The organism is Lutibacter sp. (assembly GCF_046055765.1).
In the GTDB taxonomy this organism is placed as follows: domain Bacteria; phylum Bacteroidota; class Bacteroidia; order Flavobacteriales; family Flavobacteriaceae; genus Lutibacter.
Genome location: NZ_JASFZF010000066.1, coordinates 1 through 12,037, shown reverse-complemented (window position 1 = coordinate 12,037; position 12,037 = coordinate 1). Strand labels below are relative to the sequence as shown.

Annotated in this window: 11 protein-coding genes; 2 read left to right on the top strand and 9 right to left on the bottom strand. The window is 28.1% G+C overall.

Going from position 1 to position 12,037, the window contains the following annotated elements; genetic code table 11:
* Window positions 1-192: 192 nt before the first annotated feature.
* Window positions 193-462 (bottom strand): 30S ribosomal protein S15, encoded by a 270-nt coding sequence (gene rpsO / locus QM495_RS06985; RefSeq protein WP_408671394.1) that lies wholly within the window; start codon window positions 460-462, stop codon window positions 193-195.
* Between the two features lie 209 nt (window positions 463-671).
* On the opposite strand from rpsO, the gene QM495_RS06980 reads away from it, so the two are divergent.
* Window positions 672-1,520, top strand: coding sequence for a hypothetical protein (locus tag QM495_RS06980; protein ID WP_408671393.1), 849 nt, complete (start codon window positions 672-674; stop codon window positions 1,518-1,520).
* Between the two features lie 53 nt (window positions 1,521-1,573).
* Here QM495_RS06980 and accD read toward each other — a convergent pair whose 3' ends face one another.
* From accD to QM495_RS06965, 3 genes are all read right to left on the bottom strand, one after another.
* Entirely contained in the window at window positions 1,574-2,434 is an 861-nt protein-coding gene (gene accD, locus QM495_RS06975) for an acetyl-CoA carboxylase, carboxyltransferase subunit beta (protein ID WP_408671392.1), read from the bottom strand.
* Window positions 2,435-2,540: 106 nt separating this feature from the next.
* A complete protein-coding gene (gene fbaA / locus QM495_RS06970) occupies window positions 2,541-3,608 on the bottom strand; it encodes a class II fructose-bisphosphate aldolase (RefSeq protein ID WP_408671391.1) in 1,068 nt (355 codons plus the stop codon).
* Between the two features lie 118 nt (window positions 3,609-3,726).
* On the bottom strand, window positions 3,727-6,192 hold the full coding sequence (locus tag QM495_RS06965; RefSeq protein WP_408671390.1) for a BamA/TamA family outer membrane protein: 2,466 nt from the start codon (window positions 6,190-6,192) through the stop codon (window positions 3,727-3,729).
* Between the two features lie 78 nt (window positions 6,193-6,270).
* Here QM495_RS06965 and QM495_RS06960 point away from each other — a divergent pair, with 78 nt between their 5' ends.
* Window positions 6,271-6,996 (top strand): TrmH family RNA methyltransferase, encoded by a 726-nt coding sequence (locus QM495_RS06960; protein ID WP_408671389.1) that lies wholly within the window; start codon window positions 6,271-6,273, stop codon window positions 6,994-6,996.
* 7 nt (window positions 6,997-7,003) lie between these two features.
* Here QM495_RS06960 and QM495_RS06955 read toward each other — a convergent pair whose 3' ends face one another.
* The 5 genes from QM495_RS06955 to QM495_RS06935 all read right to left on the bottom strand — a co-directional run bounded on the left by QM495_RS06955 (window position 7,004) and on the right by QM495_RS06935 (window position 11,910).
* Entirely contained in the window at window positions 7,004-7,699 is a 696-nt protein-coding gene (locus QM495_RS06955; RefSeq protein ID WP_408671388.1) for a porin family protein, read from the bottom strand.
* A gap of 3 nt (window positions 7,700-7,702) precedes the next feature.
* Complete coding sequence (gene ubiE, locus QM495_RS06950) at window positions 7,703-8,431, bottom strand: bifunctional demethylmenaquinone methyltransferase/2-methoxy-6-polyprenyl-1,4-benzoquinol methylase UbiE (protein ID WP_408671387.1); 729 nt, start codon at window positions 8,429-8,431, stop codon at window positions 7,703-7,705.
* A 7-nt stretch (window positions 8,432-8,438) separates the two neighbouring features.
* Entirely contained in the window at window positions 8,439-9,335 is an 897-nt protein-coding gene (locus tag QM495_RS06945; protein WP_408671386.1) for a NifU family protein, read from the bottom strand.
* 107 nt (window positions 9,336-9,442) lie between these two features.
* The gene (locus QM495_RS06940) at window positions 9,443-10,777 is read right to left on the bottom strand and encodes an OmpP1/FadL family transporter (protein WP_408671385.1); all 1,335 of its coding nucleotides are present in this window, start codon (window positions 10,775-10,777) and stop codon (window positions 9,443-9,445) included.
* An 11-nt stretch (window positions 10,778-10,788) separates the two neighbouring features.
* Window positions 10,789-11,910 carry a hypothetical protein gene (locus QM495_RS06935; protein ID WP_408671384.1) on the bottom strand — a complete coding sequence of 374 codons (1,122 nt, stop codon included), beginning with the start codon at window positions 11,908-11,910 and terminating at the stop codon, window positions 10,789-10,791.
* Window positions 11,911-12,037 lie beyond the last annotated feature (127 nt).

The following is a 12,037-nucleotide window of genomic DNA, read 5'->3' as shown; positions in this document are numbered from 1 at the left end:
TTCTTCCATCTCCTAAATCAATAATTTCTTTAAATACCTTTGGTATCATAAATAATGTTTTAATTTTAATTAAACAATTGGTTTTAGTTGTTGTGTTGTTTATGAACCAATGAAAAGTTTAATAGATGCTTTCTTTAATGTGTGTTTAATTTTAAAAAAAAAGAGGCAATAGTTGCCTCTTAATTTGTGAAATTATTTTCTTAAATCTAATTCTTTAATTATTTCGCGATACCTTATAATATCGTTTTTAATTAGGTAGTCAAGTAAATTTCTTCTTTTCCCTACTAATTTTACCAAAGAACGTTCCGTATTATAATCTTTATGATTATTTTTTAAATGTTTCGTTAAATGGTTAATTCTGAAAGTAAATAGGGCAATTTGTCCTTCTGCAGAACCAGTGTTTGTTGCAGTTTCACCATGTTTGGCAAAAATTTCTGCTTTTTTTTCTTTTGTTAAGTACATGCTAACATTAATTTTTATTAATAATTTTTATGTATGATTACTGTATATGCAGTAAACAGGCCGCAAATATACTATTATTATTTTGATTAACAATTAGGTACAAACACATCTCCACTATTTTTTAGGTATAAATTAAACCTTTTTAAATTTTGAGTGTCTTAGAAGCATTAAAAGTTAATTTTTTGTTAAACCAATTAAAATATAATCTTATGAAAATTTTAAATTTAAAAATGTTAACACTTTTTTTTGTGAGCACAATCCTATTAGTAAGTTGTAATGATAATGATACTGTAAATACAACGGAACCTATAACGGAAGAACAAGCTATTGTTTTGGCTGAAGCAGATGATGTGTCTGATGAAGTAAATAACGTAATTGATGATTTCTTTATTGAAACTGAAATTGTTGGTAAAAGTGAAAATGCTGAGAAAACTGAAGATTTTTTACCATGTCTTACCAAAACTATTGTATTAACAGAAACTACAAAAACAGTAACGTTTGATTTTGGTGATGGTTGTGAATTACCAAACGGAAATATTTTGAGTGGGAAAATTAATATGAGCCATGCAATTAATATTGATATACAATCATTAACAGTATCTTACACATTTGAAAATTTTTATTTCAATGAATTAAAAATTGAAGGTGGTAATACTATAGTTAGAGTTAGAGAAAATGAAAATGGAAACCCACAGTCAACTTTAACTATGGATGTTAAAATTATTTGGCCTGATGGTGATTATGCATCAAGAGAAGGAACTAAAGTTAGAGAATTTATTGAGGGTTATGATACTAGAACTTTTGGAGATAATGTGTTTTTAATTACTGGAAGATGGGCTACTACTTTTAAAGATGGTACTGTATTTTCTTCTACTATAATTGAACCTTTAAGACGTGAAATGGCATGTAGGTTTATTGTAAGTGGTGTTGTTGAGCTACATAAACAAGATAGAAGTGGAATGTTAGATTTTGGAGATGGAAGTTGTGATAATATGGCAATTTTTACAAATGATTCTGGAGAAGAATTTGAGGTTACCTTAAGAGGGCTTTACTTTTAAATACATATAAAATTCACATAAAAAAAGCGAGCTGATTTTTAGCTCGCTTTTTTTTATTTTCTAATTGGTAAATTTTGAATTAAATCTATATATAAATTCACCTGTTTTTTTAAGTTTTTACGTTCTATAATTTTATCTAAAAAACCGTGTTCTAGTACAAATTCTGAACGTTGAAACCCTGGAGGTAATTCTTTACCTGTTGTGTCTTTTACAACTCTTGGGCCTGCAAAAGCAACTAATGCATTAGGTTCAGCAATGTTTATATCACCTAACATAGCGTACGAAGCAGTAGTTCCTCCAGTTGTAGGATCGGTACATAATGAAATGTATGGAATATTAACTTCAGCAAGTTGTGCTAATTTAGCTGATGTTTTTACTAATTGCATTAAAGATATTGCCGCTTCCATCATTCTAGCTCCGCCAGATTTTGAAATCATTAAAAAAGGCACTTTATTTTTTATTGAATAGTCAATTGCTCTTGCAATTTTCTCTCCAACCACGCTACCCATAGAACCACCAATAAAACTAAAATCCATAGCGGCAATTACTAAATCTTTTCCAAATGATTTACCTACTGCTGTTCTAACAGCATCTTTTAATTTCGTTTTTTCGTATGCTTGTTTTAATCTATCTGTATATTTTTTGCTATCAGAAAATTTTAGTGGATCTTTAGAAACCATATCTGCATCAAACTCTTTAAACTTATTATCGTCAAAAAGAATTTCAAAATATTCAGCGCTTCCTATTCTAACATGGTAGCCATCTTCTGGGCTCACATAAAAATTTTCTTTTAACTCTTTTGTATCTATAACTTTCCCACTTGGAGTTTTGTACCATAACCCTTTTGGTACATCTTTTTTCTCTTCAGTAGGTGTTTGAATTCCTTTATCTTTTCTTTGAAACCAAGATGACATACATATTTTGTTTTAAATGAAAAATGGGTGTGCAAATTACTAAAAAAAATAAAGAGAACACCTAAAAAAGGACTCTCTTTATTTTTTAAACTATTTAAAGTTGCAATTACAATGTGTTTATATTGTTTAAATCTTCAAAAGCTTTAATTAATCTCTTTCTAAATGTAGCCTCACCTTCACGTAACCATTTTCTAGGGTCGTAATATTTTTTGTTTGGTTGTTCTGCACCATCAGGATTTCCTATTTGTGTTTTTAAATAGTCAATTTTATCATTCATATAATCTCTTATACCTTCAGTAAAAGCAAATTGTAAATCGGTATCAATATTCATTTTAATAACACCATAACCGATAGCTTCTCTAATTTCTTCAAGAGAGGAACCTGAACCGCCATGGAACACAAAATCTACTGGATTTTTTTCGGTGTTGTATTTTTCTTCTATATATTTTTGAGAATTATCTAATATTTTTGGAGTTAATTTTACGTTTCCAGGTTTGTAAACACCGTGTACATTACCAAATGAAGCCGCTATTGTAAAACAATCACTAACTTTTTTAAGTTCTTCGTAGGAAAAAGCAACTTCTTCAGGCTGAGTATATAATTTTGAAGCATCAACATCTGAGTTGTCTACACCATCTTCTTCTCCGCCGGTGATTCCTAATTCAATCTCTAAAGTCATATCTATTTTGCTCATACGTTCTAAATATGTTTTGCAAATTTCAATATTTTCTTTAATAGGTTCTTCAGATAAGTCAATCATATGAGAGCTAAAAAGAGGTACGCCATTTTCTTTATAAAATTGTTCTCCAGCATCTAATAAACCATCAATCCAAGGAAGTAATTTTTTAGCACAATGGTCCGTATGTAAAATTACAGGAACTCCATAAGCTTCAGCTAAAGTGTGTACGTGTTTTGCTCCAGCTATTGCCCCAGCTATTGCCGCTTTTTGATTTTCATTAGATAAACCTTTACCAGCATTAAAATGAGCTCCACCATTTGAAAATTGAATTATTACTGGTGAATTTAACTCTTTTGCTGTTTCTAAAACTGTGTTTATAGTATTAGAACCTGTGACGTTTACAGCAGGTAATGCAAATTTTTTAGTTTTTGCTAATTTAAAAATCTCTTGTACTTTTTTTCCTGTAGCTACTCCTGGTTTAATTGTATGGCTCATAATATTTTATGTGAATTAGTTTTGATATCTTATTCTAGCAAAATTAATGAATATTACCTTTTAAATAGATATTTTGTGAATAAAAAACACGAAATCGTAATAGTTAAAGGTGCTTTGTTTAAAACGGATAACTTATACCAAAATTATAAACAGTTTTTGTGAAGTTGTAATTACTAAACCATTTATTTCCTTCAGGAAGGTATGGCTCGTATGTTTTGAAACCTAAATCTAGGCGTAATAAAATAAAACTTAAATCATACCTAATTCCAAGCCCTGATCCAATTGCAATATCTTTTAAAGAGTTTACCCCATTAAACCTAGCTTTAGATGTTGTTAATTCTGAATTTGAAATGTCCCATATATTTCCAGCATCAATAAATAAGGCTCCTTTTATACTGTTAATTATTTTAAACCGATACTCTAAACTGCTTATAAATTTAAGATTTCCAACATTAAATTCTAATCCACTTTGAGTTAATCCTGGCCCTAAATCGTAAATTTTCCAAGCACGTAAATCATTAGGTCCTCCAATAAAATAACTTCTACTAAAAGGAATAGTGCTTGAATTTCCATAAGGTATTGCTATTCCTAAAAAACTTCTAAATGCAAGTACATTTTCTAAAGATACATTCCAGAATTTTTTATATTCTAAATCGGTTCTTATGTATTGTGCTATAGGTGTTTTAAATAATGTTTTTATGTTGTTTTTATCTCTATTTGTAGCTAAAAGTGTAGTTAAATTACCCGATGATACTATTCGAGCTCTAAAAAAAGAGAAATCAATATCTTTATAGTTTTCACTATTATTATATGTGTAAGTATAGGATAATGAAGGTATTAAAACATTTTCAGTAATTATATTATATCTGTTTTTTATATTCTGAGCAATTTTAAATTCAACAGGGTTTGTGGCTTCAAAATTAGAATTTATATTGGCGTTAATAAAATCAATAACATTAGTGGTATTTAATGTTTCGTTAAAATAAGTAGTTGCAATATTTTGAATTTCGATAAATTCAGAATTATAAATATTAAAGTAAGAACTAACATTTAAATTTTGAATAAATTGTGTGTTTAAGAGTTGAAAACTATGTTTTTTTGTAATTGAAGATTCCCAAGTATAATCTATTATTCCTGTAAATTTTTGTTTATCTAAACCAATGTTTTTTTGCAAACTTGTACCTAACGTAAATGTAGTTTTTGGAGATTTTCTTTTAGAAATAATTTCACCTTTTATTGGTAATAAAAATCGAGGAAGCTCTAAAGATATATCACCACCAATTTCCCAGGCATTAAGTAAACTTTCATTATCTGCTGCATCTTTAGAATCTAAAAAAGAGCCTTGAACAGAGAATTTTAAAATTTCAGAGCCTTTAAAAATATTTCTATTTAGAAATGATAATTTACCTGAAATTCCAAGTTGCCGAATGTTTGAATGTGTTAATTCAGTATTAAATCCTATTGAATACTTCTTGAGAGCTGTTAAATAGATTGAAGCTTCAAGAAAATCATTTTCTAACTCGGTATATTTTATATCAACGGATCTAAAGTTTTTTAAACTTCTTAAACTTTTACGGGTTAACTCTCTTGTTTTATCTTTATAAATAGAATTAGGCTCAATAAAAATCGAGTTTAAAAATAATTTTGGGTTGTATTTTAGTTTTTCATGTGCTAAAAATAAATACCCATTATAGTTAAGGCTGTCTTTTATTGGGTTGTCTTTTGTATTGTAAGAAAAATCTGTGTAAATATTAATATTCTTTATTTTCTGAATTTTAAAAGGAACATTTCCAATACTGTCATTGATAATTAAGTCAATATCCGATTTATAATTACTTGAATCAACATCAAATGTAATAGCATTTTTATTAAATCTATAAACACCAGAATTTCTAAATAAACTTGTAAGCCTATTTTGTTCACTAATAAATGAAGAAAGTTTCCATTGATTATCTTTTTTTATAAAAGATTCATTTTTATGAATAGTGTAAATTGAATCTAAAATTTTTGATTTTATTGTAGTTGTAATACTGTTTAATGTATATGGTTTGTCTGTTTTTACAATATAGTTAACAGCAATTTTCTTGTTTTTTAATTTTTGTGTTTCAGAAGATACTTTTACATTAAAATACCCTTCATTTAAGTAATGTTGTGTTAAACTCTCAATAGTTTGAGCTGTTTTTTTTGAATCTAAAAGTATGGGAGCTTCACCATTATTTAAATACCATTGATGCGTTTTATATTTAAAATTTCTAATTCCTTTTGCTTGTTTTTCTGAAAATATACCTGCCGTAAATTGATACCAATTAGGCTTGTTTAATTTCCATTTTTCAAAATCTGTTTCAAAATTTTTGTTACCAATATTATAAAAATAAAGTGGAAAAGGTATTCCAAGTACTAATTGATTAGGGCGCTGAACAATATATCCTGTTATTTCGTTATCAACATTTTTTTTAGTATTAACAATTATAGTATTTTTAACAAGTAGGTTTTCATTTTCGGGAACATACTTAATTGTGTTACACGATGAAAAACTATAAGATATACTTAAAAAAATTATTAATATTATAAAATTGTTTTTCAATAAATAAGAGTTTAAATTTGTTTCAAAAGTAAACCTTTTCAAGGTTTTACCAAATTACAATTTTTTATATTTAATAATATGAGTTTAAGTAAAAATCAGTTAAAATTAATAACGAGTTTACAACAAAAAAAGTACCGAATTAAAAGTAAATTATTTATTGCTGAAGGAACTAAAGTTGTTGATGAACTTTTAAACTCTAATTTTGAATTAGAACAACTATTTTGTGTTGATGATTCTAGCTACAAAAGTATTGAAAATAGATGTTTAATTTCTGATGCTGAATTAAAGAAAATAAGCACATTAAAAACACCAAATAATATATTCGCACTTTTTAAAATTCCTTCAGAAAAAAGCATAAAAAATGAAGGGCTAATTTTAGCGCTGGATGGTATTAATGATCCGGGAAATTTAGGAACTATTATTAGATTATGTGATTGGTTTGGAGTTGACCAATTAATTTGTTCCACAAATACGGTTGATTGTTATAATTCTAAAGTTGTGCAAGCATCAATGGGTTCTTTAACAAGGGTTTCTATTGTTTATACTAATTTGGTTGACTATTTGCAAAATTCAAATCTCCCAAAATATGCATCATTAATGGATGGTGAAAATGTTTATAAAAGTAATTTATTAAAAAATGCAATTTTGGTAATGGGAAATGAGGCTAATGGAATAAGCACTTCAATTTTAAACTTGTTATCTAAAACAATTTCAATTCCAAGGTTTGGTGAGGAACAAACTGAAAGTTTAAATGTAGCAGCTGCTACTGCAATTTTATTAAGTGAATTTAAAAGAAGTACCTAATTGTTTTTTAGTGAAATGCAAATTTTATAAAAACACCTCTTGTCCCAAAATAATCTATTGGTCCTGTCCATTGGCTATTAGGGTCAACATCTCTTACTAACTCATTATTTATAGCAAAAACACCTCTAATTGAAGGTGAAAAAATAAAAAATGGTAAATATAAGTCTACACCTACGCCAATTTCATACATGAAATTGTTTTTGGTCATTCTAAATTCACCATCTAAATTATCATTAGGATTATCCTGATTACTAGAGAAATTAAAATCATAAGAAACGCCACCAACAACATAAGGTCTCATATTATTTAATCTATTGGAACTAAGTTTTAGTAGAAGAGGAATTCTTAGATATGTTCCGTTAACTTCTCGAGTTTTAATATATTCTGAACCTTCAATATTTGTAAATACAAGTGTTTTTGTATTGCTCGAAAGCCCAGGTTCGAGACGTAAATTTATATTTTTGTGTAATTTTAAATCGCCAATTAAGCCAACCTCAAAACCAGCTGTACTTGTAATGTCAATAAAAGTGTTAGGAGTAAGGTAAGTTATTTTAAAACTCTTTTTGTTAATACCTAAATAATAGCCCCAAAAAATAGTTTGCTTATCCCAATTTTGTTTGTACTGAACAATGTCTCTTTTTTGAGCAATACTATTGTTTAGGATTAGAAAAATTAAGGCAATAGTTACTAAAACTTTCTTCATACATTATTTTTTTGCAGTATAAATTGAAGCAACCCCAAAAGTTTGTGGCTTGTTTTCAATAGTTATAAACCCTATTTTTTGTAAAATATTGTTGAAAGCTTCTCCATAAGGAAAAGCAGCTGCAGAATCTGATAAATATTTATAAGCCGATTTATCTTTTGAGAATAATTTACCTATTAAAGGTAATATGTTTTTAGAATAAAATTTATAACCCTGTTTGTAAGGTGTTTTTGTTGGAATAGATGTTTCTAAAACAGCAAAAGTACCTCCAGTTTTTAAAACTCGGTAAATTTCAGATAAGCCTTTTTCTAAATCTTCAAAATTACGAACACCAAAGGCTACAGTAATTGCATCAAATGAATTGTCGCTAAAAGGAATTTTTTCTGAATCGCCTAAAACCATTTCTATGGTATTATTTAGGTTTAATTTTTTAATTTTTTTTATCCCAACATCCAGCATTCCTTGAGAAATGTCTAGTCCAATTATTTTTGAAGCTTTAGTTTTTGCTAAATTAATAGCTAAATCGCCTGTTCCTGTTGCAATATCTAAAATTGAATCGGGATTAGTATCTCCAATAATTTTTACAACTTTCTTTCTCCATTTTACATCAATACCAAAAGAAATTACACGATTTAACCCATCGTATTCTTTTGAAATGGTATCAAACATTTTTGAAACTTGCTCCTTTTTTCCAAGGTTAGAATTTTTATATGGTTTTATTTTTTTGCTCATAAAATAGTTAGAAATTTACTGCTACAACTTGACTAATTTTTCCGGGTATTAATTGTTTTAACATATTTTCAATACCATTTTTTAAAGTAACTGTAGATGAAGGACAGCCACTGCAAGCTCCTTGTAAAATTACATTTACAGTTTGTGTTGTTGCATCATAAGATTGAAATGCAATATTTCCGCCATCAGCAGCAACAGCTGGTTTTACATATTGATCTATAAGATTAATAACCTGTTTAGACACGTCATCTAAGTTAGTTGTTGTATTTGGTGTTGTTTGTGTGTCTTTTACTTGTTGAAGATTAGCTTCAATAATGGTTTTTCCCTCAGCGATATATTCTCTAATAAAACTTCTTATTTCAATAGTTATTTCTTCCCATTCTACGGTATCAGATTTTGTTACTGAAACATAATTTTCTGAAATATAAACTTCTTTAACATAAGGAAAATTGAATAAAGCTACAGCTAAAGGAGCATTCTTAGCACTTTCTAAATTTTTGAATTCAACATCTAATTCTACTAATTTTTTATTAGCAACAAATTTTAAAACTGCAGGATTTGGAGTTGATTCAGCATAAATTTCAATTGGTATTTTTTGTTGAGATTTTGTTTCGTCTAAAACGAGTACCCCAGGATTATTTAAATAAACTTCAATTTGTTCCTTTACTTCTTCTTGAACATCACTCCAATGAACAATATCAAATCGTTCAATTGCTATAAAATTAGCTGAAATAAAAACACGTTTTACAAAAGGTAATTGAAATAATTGCTGTGCTAATGGTGAGTTTTTAGCCTCATCTATATTATTAAACTGGTAGCTTCCACTAATTAATACTGAATTTGCAGTAAATTTTAGGATTGTATTAGTAGTTGTTTTTTCTATTTTTAAAGAAATTGTTTCCATTTTTTTAAATTATTTGTGCAAAAGTACTAAAACATAGTTAATGAATTGAATTGAAAAATAAAAAACGCCTCAATTTTGAGGCGTTTTCTAAAATATGTTGTTTTAAATTAAATGTTTAATACTAAAGTAGCAGTGAATTTTGAAGTATTAGTATCTAACTCTGTAGCATCAACTTGATTGTATTGTGGATAAAAATTGTAGGAAGATGTATTGCTTTCTTTTTGATAAGAAAAATCTAATTTTCCACCTCTAAATTTATAACCAGCACCAAAAGAAAAACCTTCAATATCGTCAGAGTCTAAAGCGTTTTTATAAGGGCTTTTATCTATGTGATATCCACCTCTAATAGATAAATCATCAAAGCGCCATTCAGTCCCAATACGTAGTTGTCCAACACTTTTTAAATCGTTATTAAAAGCTATGTTTTCTTGTGTGAAATTTGAGTTACTTAACTTTATGTTACTGTAATTCTTGTAAATGTAGTCAATACTAATAAGTCCTTGTTTATCAAAAATATAAGCAAAACTACTAGTTAGTTTACTTGGTGTTCTTAATTCATAATCAAAGCCATTTGTTCCTGAAAAATCTGATATTGTATTCACATCATTTTCAAAAATAGTTACATCATATTCAATAAATTCTTCAGTAAGTGTGTACCAAACAGGTGATTGATAAGCTACTCCGAATCTAATATTATCATTTGGCGTTGAAATAAAGCCAATATTAAAAGAATAACCGTCACCATAAGTTAATAATTCTTGGGTTTGAGATACGTCAAATGTATTTCCACTACCATCATTATTATATTCTTCAATAAGCGTACTTTGGTAATGTTCTAGGTCGTAAGTATTAATAGATGCTCCTACATATAAATTATCGTTGTATTGTGAAGCAATAGTAAATGAGTATTTATTATTTTTTCCATCTGTAAAATTCTCAAAATATTGGCCATCAGAATTTACATAAATAACAGGGTCATTATCATACAAATCTGAAATTGGTGCATAACCACTATTTCCACTTGCCATCCAAAAACCTTCAAAATTATTAGCAATACTATAATTAAAACCTAAAGCAACGTTGCTCCAATTTGAATTATTACGTGTATTAAAAACAAATACACCACCCGCTTGGGATAAGTTTGAATAATCGTTTTCTAATAGTTCGTTAGTTCCATAAAAAGTAGAAGTTGTTTCAGTGTTTTTAATGTTTAAAGAAACTGAAAATTCACTTTTTAAATATACAGCAGCACCTGCAGGGTTTGTTTCAATTGCTGATAAATCACCACCTAAAGCACCAAAAGCTCCACTCATAGCATTATAACGAGCTGTTCCATTAATGTTTTCTTTGGAAAACAATGTGCCTAGGTCATTATAACTTAAAGTTTGTGCATTAGATATATAAGCAACGCTTAGCATTACTGCGAAATATAGTTTTTTCATGATGTTTTGTTTTAATTATGTTTTGAACGTCTACTTGATGAATTATTGGAGGATCTTGACGAAGATCTTGGTGTAGTTGACCTTGATGAACTGCTTTTGTGAGCCGAAGAAGAACTTCTATTATTTGACGATCTTGTTGAATTACCACTGTTATTTGCAGAAGAACTTCTATTATTTGAAGACTTTGTACTTTGCGTATGTCTAGGTGAATTGTTGTTTGGTATAGAGCGATTATAACTAGGTCTACCTGTTCTATTTTCGTTATAAGCTACATTTCTAATTGTTCTAGTTCTGGTTGATGAACTTCTTGTATTAGAACTTCTTGGAGTTGTAGAATGACTTCTTGAAGGTTGTCTAGATGTTCTAGTGTTTGTATTTCTGGTTGAGTTACCAGTTCTAGTTCTTCTAGTATCAGAATATTCAGTTCTTCTATTGGTTGGAGTTGTTGATGTTGAACGTCGTCTACTTTTAGATGATAAATTTGTACTGTATCTTCTCGTATTAGTGTTGTAAGCAGTTCTTTTTCCATAAGAATCAAATCTATTATATCTAATAGAATTGTTATAATAATCATAATGAGAATACCCATAATAAGGAGAGTAGCTATTGTAAGGATAATAATATCCAAACTGATAGTATGGGTTGTAATACCCATAATAATAAGGATTGTAAGATCTCCAAGGATAGTAATAGTTAGAGTAATAAGGATAATAATTGTAGTAAGAGTAGTAGAATGGATTATACCAATAATATCCTGAACTTGCGTAACCAGTATTTATATTAATTGTTATATCATCAGTATATTCCCAAGGTGCATTATAATCATCAGTATAAATAGTATCATTTTCATATTCCACATCATCGTAATAATATGTATCAATATCAGTAAAGGTATCGTCATCACTAATATTCTGAAGATCTTCAAGTTGATTGGAAAAATAATTTTTATCAAAAGTAGATTTAGATTCTATCATTACAACTTCATTTTGCTCTTGTTCATGTGAAGTATAAATTCCATCATTATCATAATTATATGCACTTTGATAAGTACCACACGAAAATAAACTAACAGCTAAAACAAATAACATGCTTAATTGTAAGTTTTTTTGATTAATTATTTTTGAAACTTCCATAATCAGTTGTAATTTTTATTGTTGAACAATGTAAAAATAACTAGTTTTGTCGAAATTAGTATTTTTTAATATAAAAGATGCAATATTTATGCCAAACCTTTAATTATGAGCAAGAAATTAACAAAGA